This is a genomic window from Burkholderia sp. BCC0322, assembly GCF_902833045.1.
Lineage (GTDB): Bacteria > Pseudomonadota > Gammaproteobacteria > Burkholderiales > Burkholderiaceae > Burkholderia.
This window is the reverse complement of the sequence record NZ_CADFDU010000003.1, coordinates 166,925-185,309: the sequence shown is the minus strand read 5'-3', so window position 1 is coordinate 185,309 and position 18,385 is coordinate 166,925. Positions and strand designations below refer to the sequence as shown.

Below are 18,385 nucleotides of genomic sequence, written 5' to 3'. Positions count from 1 at the left end.
GGCGACATCATCGCATCGGCCCCCGCGAGCGCGGCCGCGTCGGCCGCGTTCTGCAACGGGTTGTTCACCGTGACCACCCACGCGATGTCGATCGCCAGCGCGCCGAACGACAGCAGCGGAATCAGGAACAGCAGGAAGAACAGCGCGACCGAACCGCGCTGCCGCACGGGGCCGACGGGCTGCGTCGCAGTCACGTCATTCATAGAGCATCACCGACGTCGCCGAGACCGTCACCGGGCCGGTAAGCGCACTGAACGCGGACCCCAGCACGAGCCCCGAATACGTGTAGGTCACGGTCACCGTCAGCGCGGTGCCCGACGTCGTGCCGTTCGCCTGCGTCACGGTCACCGCCGGTGTCGTCGCGGTGCCGCCGGTGATCAGGCTGTTCTGCATGGCGTTCTGCGCGATGTTGGCGATCTGCGTCGTGGTCAGCATCGGCACGCGCAGCACGACGCCGGCGCGCGCCGCCTCGCGGCTCGCGTTCGTGATGACGGCCTTGTCGCACAGGATCAGGCTCGTGTCGATGATGCCGATCAGCACCATCAGCAGGAACGGCAGCATCAGCACGAACTCGAGGGACACGACGCCGCGCGCATGGCGGGTGCCCGCCGCCCCGCGTGTCATTTTGCGGCCCCCGCGCCCGGCGGCACGACGCCCGGCTCCAGCGCCGCGCCGGACTGCGGCGGCGGGCTACCGGCGCCTCCGGACACCCCGCGCGACGCAAGCCGCGCGCGCACCGCCTCGTAGAAGCGCAGGTTGTCGGCCACCGCCGACGCGGGCAATTCAGCCGACAGCAGCTTCTTCGCCGAATCGGTATTGCCGAGCACGCCGTACGCGAACGCGAGATTCTGGCGCGCCTGCCACGGCGCGGACGGCAGTCCGGCGACGTCGAGCAGCACGTTCACGCCCTCGCGCGGCCGGTTGCTCAGCACGAGCGACAACCCGAGGTCGACGCGCAGCCCCTGCGCGTCCGGATGCGCGCGCAACGCGTCGCGATACACGACCTGCGCATCCGCATGACGCCCCTGCAGGTCGAGCACGGTGCCGAGCCCTTGCGCCGCGAGCGGATGGTTCGGCTGCGCGGCCAGCAGGTCGCGATAGCGCTGCGCGGCTTCGTCGAGACGCCGCTGCCGCAACGCGACGCGCGCGAGCCCGAGCCGCGGACCAAGCTCCGCGGGCGCCTGCCGCTGCGCTTCGTCGTAGAGGATCCGCGCGCGCTCCAGGTCGCCCGCGCGGTAGTTGACGTCGCCGAGCCCCAGCCGCGCCGCGAGCGAGTCGGGATGCTTCGCGAGCACCTTCTCGTACAGCGTCGCCGCGAGATCGATGTTGCCGCCGGAGAGCGCGCTGTCCGCGATGCGCAATTCGGCCTGCGGGTCGTCGCGCTTGTGCGACAGCACCGGCCGCGTCTGGATGCCCGGCGTGCCGCAGCCGGCCAGCACCGGCAGCACGGCCGCGAGCGCGAATGCGCGTACGACGGATCGTGTCATCTGAACACCTCGAGCAGGCGGATCGCCGCCGGGCCCGCCGCGATCAGGCAGACCGTCGGCAGGATGAACAGCATCATCGGCAGCGTGATCTTCGGCGCGAGCTTCGCGGCCCGCTCCTCGAGCGCGACGATCTGTTCGGTGCGCTCCGTACGCGACAGCGTGCGCAGCGCCTGCGTGATCGGCGTGCCGAACCGCTGCGACTGCGTCAGCGTCGTCGCGAGCGAGCGTGCCGACGTGAAGTCGACGCGCGTCGCGAAATGCGCAAGCGTCGCGGCTACGTCGCCGCTCAGCGTCAGCTCGTCCGCGCACACGGTCAGCTCGTCGGCGAGCGGCGGGCAGATGCGCGACAGTTCATGCGCGACGCGCCGGATGCCCGACGCGAGGCTGTTGCCGGCCATCGTGCAGATCACCAGCAGGTCGAGCGCATCGGGAAAGCACGCGGCGACGATCCGCCGCCGCCGCCGGATCATCGCGCCGAGCACGTATTCCGGCACGATCACGCCGATCACGAACGCGGCGATCATCGCCAGCGCACGGATCACGAAGTATTCGCCGAAGCGCGGAATCAGCGGGCTGAACACGATCGCGCCGCACGCGAACAGCACGCCGCAGCTCAGCTTGATCCCGATCATCACCGACACCGCGCGGCGCTCGCGAAAGCCCGCGCGCGTCAACTGCAGGCCGAGCTTCACGCGCTGCATCGGGTCGAGTACCGGCAGCCGTTCGCCGAGCTGCGCGAGCCGGCGCGTGAGATCCAGGCGAACGCCGCCCGGCTGCCGCCACCCCGCTACCGGTGCCGGCGGGTGCTGGCCGGCCGCCAGCCGCACGCGTATGGCGATCCGCTGGCGGGTGCCGCCGCCGGGCGTGCCGAGCGCCACCGCGACACAGGCGAGCAACAACAGCAACTCGAGGCCGCGGGCGGCCAGTATCGACAGCGTCATCGCGCGGTATCCAGTTTCGAGATCTTGCGGATCACCAGTAGGCCGACCGTCAGCAACCCGGCCGCGATCGTCAGCATCGTGTGCCCCGGGTGCGTCGTGAACAGCAGCATCACGTAGTCGCGGTTCACGACGAACAGCGCGCCGATCATCACGAACGGCACCGCCGAAATGATGTTCGTCGTGATGCGTCCTTCGGCGGTCAGCGCGCGGGTCTTCAGGCGGATGTCGCGGCGCGTGCGGATGATGCTCGACAGCTCGTCGAGCGTCTCGCCGAGGCTGCCGCCGGTCTCGCGCTGCAGCAGCAGGTAGACGGTGAAGAACGAGAAGTCCGCGATCATCAGCCGGTCCGCCGCGTGCGTCAGCACGTCCTTGAGATCCGCGCCGACCCGCAGGCTGTCGCCCATCGAGCGGAACGTCGCGCGCACCGGCTCGGCCGCGCTGTCGCCGACCATGCTGATCGCTTGCGTGACCGGAATGCCCGCGCGCACGGCCCGCACGATCACGTCGATCGCGTCGGGGAACGCTTCGAGAAAGCGGATCCGGAAGCGCTCGACCAGCGCACGGTAGCCGGCGCGCATCGCGACCAGCGGCAACCCGGCGTAGATCAGCGGACGCAGGAAGCCCGGCGGCCCGATCAGCTTCACCGCGACGATCGCCGCGATCGCGCCCGCGATCGTGCTCGCGACGACGATCCTCACGCCGCCCTTGCCGCCGACCGCGCGCACGCGCGTCACGCGGCGCTGCAGCCACGCGCGCAGGCGGCCCTGGCGGCGCTCGAGGTTGAACAGCGCGACACCGGGCGCGGCGGACGCGTGCCCGTCGTGTCCGGCCAGCGACGGCGACAGCCGCCGCATCCGGGCGCGGATGCGCTGGGCCGGCGTGCGGCTCGCGCGATCGAACCGCGACGACAGCACGAGCCCGATCGCCAGGATCGTTACGAACATGCCCATCGCGAACAGGTCGGCGGCCCTCATGTCCGGAACACCTCGGCAAGCGCATCCTCGACGCCGTAATACTGGGCGCGCGCCGCGAATCCCGGCCGCAGCGGCGACACCTCGAACACGCCTTTCACCGCATCGCGCGTCGTGTCGCCTTCCTGGCGGAACGCGAACAGGTCCTGCGTGATGACCACCTCGCCTTCCATCCCGACGAGCTCGGTGATCCGCGTGACGCGCCGCACGCCGTCGCGCATCCGCTCGATCTGCACGAACAGGTGCACGGCGCTCGCGATCTGGCGGCGGATCGACAGCAGTTGCAGGTTCGCATTCGCCATCATGACCATGCTCTCGAGCCGGCTGATCGCATCGCGCGGCGAATTCGCGTGAATCGTCGTCATCGAGCCGTCATGGCCCGTGTTCATCGCCTGCAGCACGTCGAACGCCTCGGGGCCGCGAATCTCGCCGAGGATGATGCGATCGGGCCGCATCCGCAGCGCGTTGCGCACGAGATCGCGCTGCGAGATCCCGCCGAGCCCCTCGGTATTTTCCGGCCGCGTCTCGAGGCTCACGACGTGCGGCTGCAGCAATTGCAGCTCGGCCGCATCCTCGATCGTCACGATCCGTTCGTGCTGCTCGATGTGCTGCGACAGCGCATTGAGCAGCGTCGTCTTGCCCGAGCCGGTGCCGCCCGAGATCACGATGTTCAGCCGGCACGCGCACGCGACCTTCAGCACCTGCAGCATCGGCGACGAGATGTTGCCCTGCTGCGCCATCCGCGCGAGCGTGATGTCGCGCTTCGCGAACTTGCGGATCGAGATCGACGGGCCGCGCAGCGCGATCGGCGGCAGCACGACGTTCACGCGGCTGCCGTCGGCGAGCCGCGCATCGACCATCGGGCTGCTCTCGTCGACGCGACGCCCCACCGCCGCCGCGATCCGCTGCGCGACGCTCGCCACGTGCGCGTCGTCGCGGAACTTCAGCGACGTGAGCTCGAGCCGGCCCGCGCGCTCGACGTAGACCTGGTCGGGCCCGTTGACGAGGATGTCGGTGACGGTGTCGTCGGCGAGCAGCGGCTCGATCGGCCCGACCCCGAACATGTCGTTCAGGATCGCATCGACGATCAGCACCTGCTCGCCGGCCGAGATCTTCAGGCGCTCGCGATCGACCGTGTGCGCGGCCACCTGCTCGATGCCTGCGCGCACTTCGTCGCGCGTCTTCATCAGCGCCGCCGACATGTTCATCGACGCGAACACCGCGGTGCGGATCGCGTCGAACTTGCTCGACCGGATCAGCGCTTCGTGGGTATCCGCGGCCACGGGCGCGCGGGCCGGAGCCGGTGCCGGAGCCGGCACGTCTGCCGCGGCCGGGACCGGCGCCGGTGCGGGCTCACGCGTCACGTCGGGCGTCGCGGCCTGTGTAGCGGCCTGTGTCGCTGCCGGCACGGGGTCCGCCGGCGGCCGGTTGCGGGTACCGAACGTCACGATCCCTTCCTCCACTTGACGAGCCGCGCATACCACGGCTCGGCGACGACCACCGGTTCGCCGGTGATGCCGTTCACGAGCTGCCGGATCTGGTCCACGAAGCCGTGCCGCTTCGCGCCTTCGATCGGCTCGCCGAGGTTCTCGGCAACCGCGAGCGTCTGCGGCTCGTGCGGCAGTTCATGCAGCGTCGCGCCGCCGAACGCGTCCTCGAAATCGACCGGCTCGACGCGGCCCGCGACCGGCGCGAGCGGATTGTTCAGCACCAGCGACAGCAGCCGCTCGCCGGGCAGCTCCCGCACGAAGCGCACGAGCCGCGCAGCCTCATACGCGGCGTGCACCGAGCGGTCGACCACGACATGGACGAGATCGGACGCCGCGAGCGCGTCCTCGAGCAGCTTGCCGGCGCCGCTCCCGACGTCGAACAGCACGTAGTGGAAGCGGTCCTTCAGCATGTCGACCAGGCGTGCGATGGCCTCGTCGCCCACCGGCGCGTCGGCGCCGTACGCCAGCTCGGCGGACAGCACGTGCAACCGGTCGCCCTTCGTCACGAACATGCGCTCGAACAACGCGTCGTCGGGGCGCTGCCCCATGTTCAGCAATTCGATCAGCCCGTTGTTGCTGGACAGCCCGAGCATCGAGTTCGCACCGCCGCCATGCAGGTTCAGGTCGACATAGGCCACGCGGCGGCGCTTCTCGCCCGCCAGGAAGCGCGCGAGGCTCACCGTGATCGTGGTCGTGCCGACGCCGCCGCGCGCGCCGACGAAGCTGACGACCTTGCCGGTGCGCGCCTGGACGACCGACTCCGTCGCCGTCAGCGCACGCCGCATCAGCTCGACGGTCAGCGGCTTGACGATGTAGTCCTGCACGCCGATGCCGAGCAGGTTGCGAAACAGCCCGACGTCGTTCTGCGTACCGATCGCGATGACCCGCACCGACGGATCGCACACGTCGGCGAGCCGCATCAGGTCCGACACCGGCAGCACCGAATCCGACACGTCGATGACGAGCTGGCGCGGCGAACGCTCGGACTGCTGCAGCAGCCGGATCGCATCGTCGCAGACGCCCAGTTGCAGATGGCTACGCGCGATCGACAGCTCCTGCGCGACGCGCCGTATCACGTCCTCGCTGCCCGCATCGGAGACGACCGCGACGAGATCGGCCGCGCCCGCGGACGCGGCGCGCCGGGTGTGCTGACGGTCGAGGAGGTTCATGGGCGGCATCGTGATGGCATCCGGGTCGGTTCAATGGCTCGGCGAGCCGGTCGTCAGCGTCTTGTCGGGCGTCGGCTGCTTCACGCGATCCTCGACGTAGCGGCGCACCGCGTCGGCCGCGGTCTGCGCGTCCGCGCCGCCGTACGGCACGGGCGCGACGAGATCCTCCGGCCGCGCGAGCATCGCCGCGAGGTTCGAGTAGGTCGCGCAGCCAAACGGCACGCCCGGCCGCGCGAACCCCGCGTCGACGAGATGCGACGGCTGCATCAGCTTCGCGCAATCGGGCGCCACCGCGTGCGCGCCGTCGAAGCCGATCGACCGCGCATCGGGCAGGTTGACCGGCGGCGGCGCCGACAGGCAGCCCGCCAACACCAGCGGCAGCAGTGCGGCAACGGTCGATCGGGTTCGCATGCGCGCTCCTCCGGTTCAGTACACGAAGCCCGCGGCGCCGACGAGGCGCGGCGTGTCGCCCGACAGCAGGTCGAGCCCGAGGTCGCGCTGCACCGCGAACTCCAGGTCGCTGCTCGGCCGCGCGACGGTGTCGATCGCCTGCTCGAGCTGGCCGGGCCCGGTCGGTTGCACGATGTACGGCGTGACGATCACGACCACCTCGGTCTTGTTGTCCTGGAAGTTCTTCGACGAAAACAGCCGGCCGATGATCGGCAGCCGGCCGAGCCCCGGAATCTGCGACACGGTGTCGGCCGTCTGGCTCTGCAGCAGCCCGCCGATCGCGAAGCTCTGCCCGCTCGACAGCTCGACCGTCGTCTCGACGCGCCGCACCGTGAGCCCCGGCACCTTGACGCCGCCGGTCGTCACGCTGTTGTTCGGATCGACCTCGCTCACTTCCGGCCGCACCTTCAGGCTGATCCGGTTGTCGGCGAGCACGGTCGGCGTGAAATCGAGCGACACGCCGAACGGCTTGAACTCGACCGTGATCGCGCCGGTCGACGAACCGGCCTGCGCCACCGGGATCGGAATCTCGCCGCCTGCAAGGAAGCTCGCGGTCTCGCCGGACATCGCGGTGAGGTTCGGTTCCGCGAGCATCGTGATCAAGCCCTCCTGGTCGAGTGCGTCGAGCACCACGTCGATCGACCAGCGCCCCGCGCGAAATCCGCCGAGCACCGAGAAGGCGCCCGTCGGCGACAGGTTGAACAGGCCGTTCGTCGGATCGAACAGCGTGCGCCCGTTGAACAGCCCGCCGACGAAGTTGCCGGCGCCGCCCAGCGCGCTCCAGTTGATGCCCAGCTGCTGCGTGAGGTTGCGGCTCACCTCGGTCACCCGCACGCGCAGGTTCACCTGGATCGGGCGCGACAGCGTGAGCCGGTTCACGATCTTTTCCTTGTCGTGCAGGTACGGCGTGAGCGACTGCATCACCGCGTCCGCGTCGGCCGCGCTCGGCACCTTGCCCGACACCATCAGCGAGCCCGGCGCACCGGATACCGCCAGCTTCAGCTGCGGAAAGCGGCTGTCGAGCACGCCCTGCAGCGACGCCGTGTCGACCTGCACGATCACCGTCTTGCGCAGGATCGGTCGATGGTTCGCGCCGAGCGCGATCAGCGTGGTCGTGCCCGCCTTCTTGCCGAACACGAACACGGTGCGCGGCGACGGCACCTGGATGTCCGCGATGGCCGGATCGGCGACGAACATCGCGGTCGCGGGCTCGGGCAGCGACAGCAGCTCGCCCTTGCCGGTCGCGATCGACAGCGCCGCGCCCGCGTCCGGTGCGCGTGCGACCTGCGCGAACGCACTCCCGGACGCAACGATGCAGGCCAGGCACCAGGAAGCGATCCAACGAACCATGCGCACCATGCGTGTTCCCGTCAAATGCCGGCCGCCGGGCAGCCGGCCCGAATCGTCAATCCGTCACTGCGCCGCCACTGCCGGTGGCTGCGCAGTCGCCTCCGCCGCGACATGGGCGCCGGCCGTCGTCGTGGCCATCGCGGGCATCGCGGGCCAGGCCGGCAGCCCGGACGGCAGCGGCGGCAGGCCCGGCGTGCCGGTACCGCCGCCACGCGATCCGTCGTCGACCGACGAACCGCGATAGATCACGACCGCGTTGCTCCGCCACGCCGGCCGCGCGCCCGTATCCGGTCCGGCGGACGGCTCGCGTGCGGTCTCGCGGGCCGCGCGCGACACGTCGCCGGCCCATACGGGCTGCGTGTCGGGTTCCTGTTCGCCGCCGCCTGCCGGCTGCTGCCGGTCGCTCGTCGCGAAACTGCGCAGCGCGAGCGACAACGAGCCGAGGCGTGTCGCCACCAGCACGACCTGCGCAGTGCGCGGCGCGACCTCAAGCGTGACCGTGCGCGCGCGGGCTGTCGCGTCCGGCGCGCTCGCCGGCGCCTTCGCGCGCTGGAATTCGGAACCGACCGCCAGCACGCGCGCGCGCCGCACCACCGTCTCCGCTTCGAACGTGCCGGGCGACGTCGCCGAGCCGCCGATCTGCTGCGTCAGCAGCACGTCGACGAAGTCGCCCGGCTGGATCAGCCCCGCATTGCCCGACACGTCGTCGACCGGCACCGAGATCGCGCGCATGCCGGGCTGCAGCGCGGCCGCGAGAAAATCCGGCGCACCGGCCGGAATCACGTTCTCGGCGCGAATCGGTGCGCCGGCGCCGACGCGGTTGCGCAGCAGCGCGCCCTTCAGGTCCGCGCCCGGCTGCGACTCGACGAACGCGCCGGCCGGCACCTGTGCGCGCGGCATGCGTTTCCACGCAAGATCGTTGTCGCGCAGCAGCAGCCCTTCCGGCAGATCGGCGGCAGCGACCCGCACGCGCGCCTGATCCGTTTCGACCGGCACCGATGGCGTGGACGCGGCGACGTACAGTTCGCGCAGGATGAACGCACCGATGCCGGCGGCAACGACGAGCACGGCCAGTCTCAGCGGTTTGGGCATGGCGGCGTGCGTCCCCCGGCTAGATAAGCGAAACCGTGTGTGGAAACGACGCCCAGACGGCCAGCGTGCCGCCGAGCGCGAGTGCAACGCCGTACGGCACGCCGCGCGCGGCGACCGCGCGAACCTGCGCGGCGTGCCGCCGCCGTGACGCCAGCAACGCGAGGCCGCAAACCGCACCGCACGCGCCGACGCCCGTCAGCACCGGAAACGCCCATGCCGGGCCGGCCCACAGGAATACCGCCGCCAGCTTGACGTCGCCTCCGCCGATCCAGCCCGCGTGGCGCATGCCGCCGCACAGCAGCAGCATCCCCGCACCGGTCGCGACATGGCCGGCCAGCGGCGCGAACCCGTCGCGCGCGAGCGCCGCCGCGACGAAATACAGCGCCGCGAATGCGAGCACGACGCGATTGGACAGGCGCCGGTCACGCAGATCCTGCGCGGCGAGCGAGGCCAGCAGGACCGTGGCCACCGACTGCACGAACGTAAACATGAGAGAGCCGTCCGTCGACACGCCCCGGCCGGATACGTTCTACCGCAGCGGATCCCGGTGTTCGTCGGTGGCGCGCGGGTTCAGGGGATCAGATCAGGCTCGTCACCTTGTTGATCAGCGACGTGAACACGCTCGGCAAGCCGCCGCTGGTGCTGCTGAGAATCACGCCGACCGCCGCCAGCGCGACCACGACGATACCGGCCAGCACGGCGTATTCGAGCGAGCTGACGCCACGTTCGTCGCGCAGCAGGGACTTGACGTATTGCAGCATGGCAACCTCCGTGTAACGGGGTCGGTGACCGACCGTTGAACGCAAAGACGCTCCGTTGTTCCGGCGGTTGCGCAGGACATTCGCCCATTGCGACGCATGCGCACGCCTCTGGCACGAGGTCGTTCGCATCCCCCGGAATCCTCTCGATCACTGCAACACGCGGCGTGCAACGACGACTTCGATCGTGCGTGCCTGCATCCATGGTGCGGTCTTTCCCGCACACGGCAACCGCGCTGATTCGTCTAGGGTATAGACAATTTTTCAGGCGAATTCAAATTATTTGGCGTCGAAATGCATTTATGGATTTCACCCTGCAATGACGAAAGAGATTCCGTTGGTTTGCGGTCATTTTTTCAAGTCAAATCGAATGATTCGCTTATCGGAACAGGCATGGCGACTGTTGCGGCGCATGATTTACCGGCCGAAAACAGAACCGTTTCCATTCGATATACCGACCTGCCGGGGCGCATCGCATCCACCCGCCGCGCCCCGCCCGATTGGCCGTTCCGGCAAACATGACGTGCTCGCATCATATTTCCGCGATTAACCGTCCCTGTTTTCCCGCGCTGATTCGACAGGCGATCCCCACCCGAATCCATGCTCGTCGTCATCGCGATTTTCAAATCGGCAATTTCCTGATTCGGCTTGCTTTCCCAATCGACATGATTTGAATTCCGAATGAATTTCAGATGCTTGTGAATGCAATTCACGTTCATATGAAACGAAACGCCCGGCGCGGCAACCCGCCAGGCGGCGATAAGCATAGTTCAAATCGTTTCTTGTCCGGTCCCCGCCCGTCATCGAGAATGCGCCGACGGGCTGAGGCCCGGACTCGCTCCCCCAACGTTCCGGATCCATCCGTTCATGCTTCCACTGCGCCTGCTTCGATCGCTGCTGATCGCGTCCCTCATCGCGTTGCCGGCCACCGCCGCGCACGCCGACAAGCCCGCCACCATCCGCATCGGTGTCGCCCAGCAAGGCGCCGGCGATCCGCCGACGTTCGGCGGATCGAGCGCCGCCACCGCGCAGCTGCAGCAGCTGGTCGAAAAGGAGTTCGCGGCCGACGGCATCAAGGTGCAGTGGCTGTTCTTCAAGGGCGCCGGGCCGGCCGTCAACGAGGCGATCGCGAACAAGGCGCTCGACTTCGCGTACCAGGGCGACCTGCCCGCCGTGCTCGCGCGTGCGAACGGGATCAAGACGCGCCTGCTGCTCGCCGCGAGCGTGCGTTCGGGCGTGAAGATCGCGGTGCCGCCCGACTCCACCATCCGCTCGATCAAGGACTTGAAGGACCGCCGCGTGTCGATCTTCCGCGGCACGAACCTGCAACTCGTCGCCGACAATGCGCTCGCGAAAAACGGCCTCGCCGAACGCGACCTGCGCGTGATCAATCTCGATTCCGCGAGCTCGCTCGCCGCACTCGCGTCGAAAGGCATCGATGCGTCGGTGGGCGATTACCAGTTGTACAAGCTGCGCGACGCGGGGCTCGCGAAGATCATCTACGAATCGCAGAACGACGGCCCGCAGTTCACGCGCCAGACCCACCTGCTCGTGCTCGACGATTTCGAGCGCGCGCATCCGGACATCGTGCAGCGCGTCGTCAACGCGCTCGTGAAGGGCGCGCAATGGTCGTCCGACGAAGCGAACCGCGATGCGCTGTTCAAGCTGTGGGCGAAAAGCGGCGTGCCCGTTTCGTCGTGGCAGGCCGACTATGCGAACCAGCGGCTGAAAGATCGCCTGTCGCCGCTGATCGACCCGTTCGTCGTCGCGCGCTACAAGTCCGTCGCGCAGGATGCGCTGGCGCTGAAGCTGATCCGCCAGCCGGTTGACGTCGATGGCTGGTTCGAGCCGAAGTATCTCGACAATGCGCTGCGCACGCTGAAGCTCGAAAGCTACTGGCAACGCTACGACGCGGCCGGCAAGCCCCTTTCCTGACCCGGACCCGTCCCGATGAGCGACACCGCGTTCTCCATCCCGTCATCCGAGCGCCACGCGCCGGCCGCGCCGACGCACCGTGCGGCGGCCGTGCAGCGGTGGTCGTGGCGGCTCGCGCCGTGGCTGCTGCCCGCGCTGCTGTTCGCACTGTGGAGCGTCGGCAGCGCGCGCGGCTGGATCGCGCCGCAGATCCTGCCGCCGCCCGAACGCGTGTTCGACGCGCTCGAGGATCTCGCCACGAGCGGCGATCTCGTGCGCCACACGCTGATCAGCCTGCAGCGCGTGCTGGTCGGGTTCGCCGCCGGCACGCTGCTCGGCTTCGCGACCGGCGTCGCGCTCGGCCTGTCGCGCACGCTGGAAGCGTACGTGCTGCCGAGCTTCAACGCGCTGGTGCAGATTCCGGTGCTCGGCTGGCTGCCGTTCCTGCTGCTGCTCGTCGGCGTCGGCGAACCGCTCAAGTACCTGCTGATCGCGCATGCGGCGCTCGTGCCGGTCACGCTGAGCACGTTGCAAGGGTTTCGCCAGACGCCGCCCGCGCTCGACGAAGTCGCGCGCGTATTCGGTTACACGCGCCGGCAACGCATCGTGCACGTCGTGCTGCCCGCCGCGATCCCGACGCTCGCGACCGGCGTACGGCTCGCGTTCACGAAGTCGTGGCTCGCGCTCGTCGTCGTCGAGCTGGTCGCATCGTCCGAAGGGCTCGGCTACCTGATCGTGTACGGGCGGCAACTGTTCCAGCTCGATCTCGTGATGGCGGCCGTGATCGTCGTCGGGGCGATCGGCCTGCTGATCAACCGGCTGCTCGACGCACTCGAAGCGCGCCTGCGCCGCGGCGTGCCGTCCGCGTTCCGCGGCTGAACCGCCCGCCCTGCCCGCGTAACCGAAGGAGATTCACCCGTGACGCACCCCGCCTCGCCCGACGCTGCATCGTCGCCCGCCACGGCCGCCCGCCGCCTGCACGCGCCCGACTGGCGCGGCTTCGTGCTGCCGCTCGTCGCATTCGCGCTGTGGTGGGCGATCGTTTCCGCGCACCTCGTGAACAGCGGGCTGCTCGTCGGCCCGGCCGACGTGTTGCGCACCGCATGGGCGCAAGCCGCGAGCGGCGCACTCGGCCGCGCGCTGTCCGCATCGCTCGCGCGTGAAGCGTGCGGCTTCGCGATCGGCGCGACGGGCGGGCTGCTGCTCGGTGCCGCGCTCGGGCTGTCGCGCGTCGCCGCGCGAATGGTCGGCCCGAGCTTCGACACGTTCAAGCAGGTCTCGCTGTTCGCATGGATTCCGCTGATTTCGGTATGGTTCGGACTCGGCGACGTCGCCAAGGTCGTGTTCCTGTCGCTCGCCGCGCTGCTGCCCGTTGCCGCGCACACCTGCGACGGCATTCATGCGGTGCCGCGCGCGTATGTCGACGTTGCCCGCGCGCTGCGCTACTCGCGGCTCCAGCTCGTGCGCTACGTGATCCTGCCGGCCGCGCTGCCGTCGATCTTCACCGGGCTGTATCTCGGCCTGATCTACTCGTGGCTCGCGACGCTCGGCGCCGAATACCTGCTGGTCGCCGGCAGCGGGATCGGCAACACGCTGATCGACGGCAGCGAGCAATTCCGGATGGATCTCGTGCTGTTCGGGATCATCGTCGTCGGCGTGACCGGCTGGGCACTAAACGCGATCGCGCGTGCGATCGAACGCAAGGTGCTGGCCCGGCGCGGCGACCTGACACGCTGATCGCCCTTTCCTTCCCCGCCCCCTTCCTCGCACCGCCATGACGACCCTCGCCTCCGATTCGCTCGACATCCTCCACGTGAGCAAGCACTACGCGCAACGCGGCGCCGCACTCGCCGTACTCGACGACGTGTCGCTGCACGTGCGCGCCGGTGAATTCGTCACGATCGTCGGCGCGAGCGGCTGCGGCAAGTCGACGCTGCTGCGGCTGATCGCCGGGCTCGACGCCGACTACACGGGCGAGATCCGGGCCGGCGCCGAACGCGTGCGCGACACGTCGCTGCAGCGCGGGATCGTGTTCCAGGATCACCGGCTGTTCCCGTGGCTGACCGTCGCGCAGAACATCGCGGCCGCGCTGCGCAACGCCCCGCTCGACGCAGCCGCGAAGCGCCGCGCGGTCGCCGACCACATCGCGCTGGTCGGGCTGAACGGTTTCGAGCACGCGTATCCGAACCAGCTGTCGGGCGGGATGGCGCAGCGCGTCGCGATCGCGCGCGGCCTCGTGAACCGCCCGCGCGTGCTGCTGCTCGACGAGCCGTTCGGCGCGCTCGACGCGCAGACACGCGCGCGGATGCAGAACGAGCTGCTGCGCATCTGGGAACAGGAGCGGATCACGATGATCCTCGTCACGCACGACGTCGACGAAGCCGTATATCTCGGCGACCGCGTCGTGACGATGGCACCGCGCCCGGGCCGCATCGAACGCATCGTCGACGTCGCGTTGCCACGCCCGCGCCGGCGCGATTCGCCGGCATTCGCGCGGTTGCGCGACACCGTGCTCGCCGATTTCGACGACCGCGAACCACCGGGCGACGACGGCCCGGGCGGCAAGCGTATCGACGCGCCGCGCCCGCACCGGATCGGCGAATGGCGGCTGGCGTGGTAGCACGCGTGACTCGCCGAATTGCTCAGCATGACGACGCATATCGATCATCGCCGCGCACACGCTAAGGTTGTGACGATTCATCGGTTCCGATTACGCACGGTCCCTGCTTGAATGGGGACTCGACCGACCCGACTCCAGGAGACTCCCGATGTCCGAAGTCCAGCACGCCGCTCACCCGTCCTCGCATGCTTCGCACGCCGCGCCGCGCACGGCCGCTGTCCCGCTCCAGCTTCGCCAGGTCGCCGGCCGGATCGGCGCCGAGATCGCCGGCGTGCGGCTGTCGGGCACGCTCGACGACGCGACGTTCGACGCGATCCAGGCCGCACTGCTGCGCCACAAGGTGCTGTTCTTCCGTGGCCAGCACCATCTCGACGACACCGCGCAGGAAGCATTCGCACGCCGCTTCGGCCATACCGTCGCGCACCCGACCGTGCCGTCCGTCGACGGCAGCGCGCACCTGCTCGAACTCGATTCCGCGCACGGCGCCCGCGCCAATTCGTGGCATACCGACGTGACCTTCGTCGATGCATACCCGAAAATCTCGATCCTGCGCGCCGTCGTGATTCCGCCGTTCGGCGGCGATACCGTGTGGGCCAACACGGCCGCCGCCTACGCGCACCTTCCCGACCCGCTGCGCGCGCTCGCCGACACGCTGTGGGCGCTGCATACCAACGCGTACGACTACGCGTCGACGCACGTGCATGCCGACGATACGCAACTGAAGCGCTACCGCGAAGTGTTCACGTCGACCGTCTACGAAACCGAGCACCCGGTCGTGCGCGTCCATCCGGAAACCGGCGAACGCACCCTCGTGCTCGGGCATTTCGTGCAGCGACTCAAGGGCCTGTCGGCGCAGGATTCCGCGCACCTGCTGCAGGTGTTCCACGAACACGTGACGCGTCTCGAGAACACCGTGCGCTGGAACTGGCAGGAAGGCGACGTCGCGATCTGGGACAACCGCGCGACGCAGCACTACGCGATCAACGACTACGGCGATGCGCGCCGCGTCGTGCGCCGCGCGACCGTGCACGGCGACGTGCCGGTCGGCATCGACGGCCGCCGGAGCGTCGTGCTGAAGGGGCCGGGCGCGACGCTGCAATAACCCCCGCGTCTCGCGGCGGTGCCGTTCCATGCGCGCCGTCGCGTGTTCCCCGCCATTCGCCACCGGATACACCACGATGAACCTCCCGCCACCGGACCGACGCTTGCACCCGCAACGATGTCGTCCATCCGCCCCGTTCACTTCCGCCAGGAGCGTCGCATGAGCGCCCTACTCGAACCCGCCGCCCAGCCGGTCGACGTGATCCCGCTGTCCGCCCATATCGGTGCGGAAATACGCGGCGTCGACCTCACGCAACCGCTGACCACGCCGCAGATCTCGGCGATCCGCGCCGCGCTGCTGAAATGGCGCGTCATCTTCTTCCGCGAGCAATTCCTCACGCACGAGCAGCACGTCGCGTTCTCCGCGCAGTTCGGCGAGCCGACGGTCGGCCACCCGGTGTTCGGGCACGTCGACGGGCACCCTGCCGTCTACTCGATCGCGAAGCACCGCAAGGCGACGCGCTTCGAAGGAGAACCGGTGCGCCGGCCGTGGACCGGTTGGCACACCGACGTGACGGCCGCCGTGAACCCGCCGTGGGCGTCGATCCTGCGCGGCGTGACGATCCCGCCGTACGGCGGCGACACGCACTGGACCAACCTCGTGCGGGCGTACGAAACGCTGTCCGCGCCGCTGCGCGGCTTCGTCGACGGGTTGCGCGGCATTCATCGCTTCACGCCGCCGGCCGGCGCGCGCGCCACCGGCGCGTTCGACGAGGCGGTCGAGCGCCGCCCGCTCGTGACCGAGCATCCGCTCGTGCGCGTGCATCCGGAGACAGGCGAACGCGCGCTGTACGTGAGCCCGAGCTTCCTGAAATCGGTCGTCGGGCTGACGCCGCGCGAAAGCCAGGCGCTGCTCGAACTGCTGTGGGAACACGTGACGCGGCCGGAATTCACGATCCGCTTAAAGTGGGAACCGCGCAGCATCGCGTTCTGGGACAACCGCGCGACCGCCCACCTCGCGCCTGCCGACATCTTCGATCTCGACTTCGATCGCCAGCTCTATCGCACGACGCTCACCGGCGACGTGCCGGTCGGCCCCGACGGCCGGCCGTCGGTCGCGCTCGAAGGCTCGCCGGTCGAAGCCGCGGCGGCGGTCGCGCTCGACTGAACCGGCTTGACGGTGGCCGGCGCGCACTGCATCGCGCCGGCCGTTCCCGTCGTCACAGCCCGCGGACGAAAGCACCGTCCGCGCGGCTCTCCCCGTCAATCCAGCCAGACCCCGTCGAAGCGGTGCCCACCCAGCGGCGAGAACGTCAGCCCGTGTACGCGCTTGGACACGGGCAGCGACACGATCGACGTCGCGATCGGCGTGAACGGCACCTGGTCCTTGAACACGACCTGCGCCTGTTCGTACAGCGCCGTGCGTTTCGCGACGTCCGCATTGGCGCGCGCCGCATCCACCAGCTTCTCGAAATCCTGGTTGCACCACTTCGCGAGATTGCTGCCATGCACCGCGTCGCAGCCGAGCAGCGTCCCGAGCCAGTTGTCGGGGTCTCCGTTGTCGCCCGACCAGCCGTACAGGATCGCGTCGTGCTGCCCGTCGTGCTTCGCGCGGCGGTTGTATTCGCCCCATTCGTAGCTGACGATCCTCGCGCGCACGCCGATCCTCGCCCAGTCCTGCTGGATCAGCTGCGCCATCAACTGCGCATTCGGGTTGTACGGCCGCTGCACGGGCATCGCCCACAGCGTCAGGTCGAAGCCGTTCGGGAACCCGGCCTGCGCAAGCAGCGCCTTCGCGGCCGCCGGATCGCGCGGCGCATCCTTCAGGCGCGGGTTGTACGACCATTGCGCGGGCGGCATCGGGTTCGTCGCGATCTTCGCGTCTCCGTTGAACACGGTCTTCACGATCGCCGCCTTGTCGATCGCGATGTCGAGCGCACGCCGCACGTCGACGCGATCGAGCGGCGCATGCTGCGTGTTGTACGCGACGAAGCCGACGTTGAAGCCCATCCCCGAGAACAACGTCAGTTTCGGGTCGCGCCGCACCGTGTCGAGATCGGCCGGCCGCGGGAATGCCGATACCTGGCACTCGCCGGCCACCAGCTTCTGCAGGCGCGCGGCCGGATCGGGCGTGATCGCGAACACGAGGCGCGCGAGCTTCACGTCATCCGGCTTCCAGTAGTCGGGATTCGCGTCGTAGCGGATCAGCGCGTCCTTCTGGTACGTGCGCAGCAGGAACGGCCCGGTACCGACCGGGAACTGGTTGATGTCGGCCTCGCGGTGGCGCGCCGCGAGCTGCGACGCATACTCGGCCGACAGGATCGACGCGAACGCCATCGCGAGATTGCGCACGAAAACGACGTCGGGCGTCTTGAGCACGAAGCGCACCGTGTCGTCGTCGACCTTCTCGATGCGCTCGACGTTGCGGTCGAAACCGAGGTCGCTGAAATACGGGAAGCTGACCGGGTAGGCCTTGCGGAACGGATCGTCGGGATCGAGCATCCGGCGGAACGTGAAAACGACGTCGTCGGCCTGGAATGGCCGCGTCGGCTTGAACCACGCGGTGGTCTGGAATTTCACGCCGCGCCGCAAGTGGAACGTGATCGTGCGCTGGTCGGGCGACACGTCCCAGCTCGTCGCGAGCGCGGGTTCGAGATCGAGCGTGCCGCGCTTGAACTGCACGAGCCCGTTGTAGACCGGGTAGGTGCTCGCGTCGAAATCGGTGCTCGTCGTGTGCTGGCCCGGATCGAAGCCGGCAGGGCTGCCTTCGGTGCAAAACACGAGCGTCTTGCCGGCCGGCGCGGCGAGCGCCTGCGTGGCCGCGCCGGCAAGCAGCAGCGACGCCGCGATGCAGCGCAGGGCCGTCGCGGCAGGAAATGCGCCACGCGTACGACGCGCGGCTGACGAAACGAAAGCGTTCTTCATGGTGACGGGGACAGCAGAGGGCTGTCATGCAAATGACGACGGCCGATCTTCGCGCGCCGCCCGCCGATCGCTTACCAATTAATTTCGCGTTGCTTATCGTCGTGGATGCATCCCGCTGCCCGTGCACGAAAACGTCCACGCGAGCGCCGGGCGGCCGTCTCGCCCCGCCGTCTTCCG

Annotated in this window: 19 protein-coding genes and 1 pseudogene; 6 read left to right on the top strand and 14 right to left on the bottom strand. The window is 69.2% G+C overall.

What is annotated here, in order from left to right; genetic code table 11:
- Nucleotides 1-23: 23 nt before the first annotated feature.
- The 13 genes and pseudogenes from HWX39_RS36205 to HWX39_RS11145 all read right to left on the bottom strand — a co-directional run.
- Nucleotides 24-203, bottom strand: a pseudogene (locus HWX39_RS36205) (pilus assembly protein TadG-related protein); the annotation flags it as partial.
- Nucleotides 196-624 (bottom strand): TadE/TadG family type IV pilus assembly protein, encoded by a 429-nt coding sequence (locus HWX39_RS11200; protein ID WP_175968036.1) that lies wholly within the window; start codon nucleotides 622-624, stop codon nucleotides 196-198. The gene HWX39_RS11200 and the pseudogene HWX39_RS36205, both read right to left, overlap by 8 nt.
- Nucleotides 621-1,487, bottom strand: a complete 867-nt coding sequence (locus tag HWX39_RS11195; RefSeq protein ID WP_175968034.1) for a tetratricopeptide repeat protein — start codon at nucleotides 1,485-1,487, stop codon at nucleotides 621-623. Before HWX39_RS11195 ends, HWX39_RS11200 begins: the two co-directional genes overlap by 4 nt.
- Entirely contained in the window at nucleotides 1,484-2,428 is a 945-nt protein-coding gene (locus tag HWX39_RS11190) for a type II secretion system F family protein (protein WP_175968032.1), read from the bottom strand. Before HWX39_RS11190 ends, HWX39_RS11195 begins: the two co-directional genes overlap by 4 nt.
- Nucleotides 2,425-3,402 carry a type II secretion system F family protein gene (locus HWX39_RS11185; RefSeq protein ID WP_175968030.1) on the bottom strand — a complete coding sequence of 326 codons (978 nt, stop codon included), beginning with the start codon at nucleotides 3,400-3,402 and terminating at the stop codon, nucleotides 2,425-2,427. The genes HWX39_RS11190 and HWX39_RS11185 overlap by 4 nt, the downstream gene beginning before the upstream one ends.
- Nucleotides 3,399-4,847 carry a CpaF family protein gene (locus tag HWX39_RS11180; RefSeq protein WP_175968020.1) on the bottom strand — a complete coding sequence of 483 codons (1,449 nt, stop codon included), beginning with the start codon at nucleotides 4,845-4,847 and terminating at the stop codon, nucleotides 3,399-3,401. The genes HWX39_RS11185 and HWX39_RS11180 overlap by 4 nt, the downstream gene beginning before the upstream one ends.
- Nucleotides 4,844-6,067 (bottom strand): AAA family ATPase, encoded by a 1,224-nt coding sequence (locus tag HWX39_RS11175; protein WP_175968018.1) that lies wholly within the window; start codon nucleotides 6,065-6,067, stop codon nucleotides 4,844-4,846. Before HWX39_RS11175 ends, HWX39_RS11180 begins: the two co-directional genes overlap by 4 nt.
- 21 nt (nucleotides 6,068-6,088) lie before the next feature.
- Nucleotides 6,089-6,469 carry a CpaD family pilus assembly lipoprotein gene (locus HWX39_RS11170; RefSeq protein ID WP_175968016.1) on the bottom strand — a complete coding sequence of 127 codons (381 nt, stop codon included), beginning with the start codon at nucleotides 6,467-6,469 and terminating at the stop codon, nucleotides 6,089-6,091.
- A 15-nt stretch (nucleotides 6,470-6,484) separates the two neighbouring features.
- Nucleotides 6,485-7,867 (bottom strand): type II and III secretion system protein family protein, encoded by a 1,383-nt coding sequence (locus HWX39_RS11165; RefSeq protein ID WP_175968014.1) that lies wholly within the window; start codon nucleotides 7,865-7,867, stop codon nucleotides 6,485-6,487.
- A 54-nt stretch (nucleotides 7,868-7,921) separates the two neighbouring features.
- Nucleotides 7,922-8,950, bottom strand: a complete 1,029-nt coding sequence (gene cpaB / locus HWX39_RS11160; RefSeq protein ID WP_175968012.1) for a Flp pilus assembly protein CpaB — start codon at nucleotides 8,948-8,950, stop codon at nucleotides 7,922-7,924.
- A 19-nt stretch (nucleotides 8,951-8,969) separates the two neighbouring features.
- Nucleotides 8,970-9,440, bottom strand: a complete 471-nt coding sequence (locus HWX39_RS11155; RefSeq protein WP_175968009.1) for a prepilin peptidase — start codon at nucleotides 9,438-9,440, stop codon at nucleotides 8,970-8,972.
- A gap of 88 nt (nucleotides 9,441-9,528) precedes the next feature.
- Nucleotides 9,529-9,711: a Flp family type IVb pilin gene (locus tag HWX39_RS11150; protein ID WP_175968007.1), complete on the bottom strand. Its 183-nt coding sequence runs from the start codon at nucleotides 9,709-9,711 to the stop codon at nucleotides 9,529-9,531.
- A gap of 353 nt (nucleotides 9,712-10,064) precedes the next feature.
- Complete coding sequence (locus HWX39_RS11145; protein WP_175968005.1) at nucleotides 10,065-10,475, bottom strand: hypothetical protein; 411 nt, start codon at nucleotides 10,473-10,475, stop codon at nucleotides 10,065-10,067.
- A gap of 100 nt (nucleotides 10,476-10,575) precedes the next feature.
- On the opposite strand from HWX39_RS11145, the gene HWX39_RS11140 reads away from it, so the two are divergent.
- The 6 genes from HWX39_RS11140 to HWX39_RS11115 all read left to right on the top strand — a co-directional run bounded on the left by HWX39_RS11140 (nucleotide 10,576) and on the right by HWX39_RS11115 (nucleotide 16,451).
- Nucleotides 10,576-11,643 (top strand): ABC transporter substrate-binding protein, encoded by a 1,068-nt coding sequence (locus tag HWX39_RS11140; protein ID WP_175968003.1) that lies wholly within the window; start codon nucleotides 10,576-10,578, stop codon nucleotides 11,641-11,643.
- A 15-nt stretch (nucleotides 11,644-11,658) separates the two neighbouring features.
- Nucleotides 11,659-12,501, top strand: a complete 843-nt coding sequence (locus tag HWX39_RS11135; protein WP_175968001.1) for an ABC transporter permease — start codon at nucleotides 11,659-11,661, stop codon at nucleotides 12,499-12,501.
- A gap of 39 nt (nucleotides 12,502-12,540) precedes the next feature.
- Nucleotides 12,541-13,359: an ABC transporter permease gene (locus tag HWX39_RS11130; RefSeq protein ID WP_175967999.1), complete on the top strand. Its 819-nt coding sequence runs from the start codon at nucleotides 12,541-12,543 to the stop codon at nucleotides 13,357-13,359.
- Between the two features lie 37 nt (nucleotides 13,360-13,396).
- Nucleotides 13,397-14,242, top strand: coding sequence for an ABC transporter ATP-binding protein (locus HWX39_RS11125; RefSeq protein WP_175967997.1), 846 nt, complete (start codon nucleotides 13,397-13,399; stop codon nucleotides 14,240-14,242).
- Nucleotides 14,243-14,390: 148 nt separating this feature from the next.
- Nucleotides 14,391-15,344, top strand: a complete 954-nt coding sequence (locus HWX39_RS11120; RefSeq protein ID WP_175967981.1) for a TauD/TfdA family dioxygenase — start codon at nucleotides 14,391-14,393, stop codon at nucleotides 15,342-15,344.
- A gap of 159 nt (nucleotides 15,345-15,503) precedes the next feature.
- The gene (locus HWX39_RS11115; RefSeq protein ID WP_175967978.1) at nucleotides 15,504-16,451 is read left to right on the top strand and encodes a TauD/TfdA family dioxygenase; all 948 of its coding nucleotides are present in this window, start codon (nucleotides 15,504-15,506) and stop codon (nucleotides 16,449-16,451) included.
- A 95-nt stretch (nucleotides 16,452-16,546) separates the two neighbouring features.
- Here HWX39_RS11115 and HWX39_RS11110 read toward each other — a convergent pair whose 3' ends face one another.
- Nucleotides 16,547-18,208 carry an ABC transporter substrate-binding protein gene (locus tag HWX39_RS11110; RefSeq protein ID WP_175967967.1) on the bottom strand — a complete coding sequence of 554 codons (1,662 nt, stop codon included), beginning with the start codon at nucleotides 18,206-18,208 and terminating at the stop codon, nucleotides 16,547-16,549.
- Between the last annotated feature and the right edge of the window lie 177 nt (nucleotides 18,209-18,385).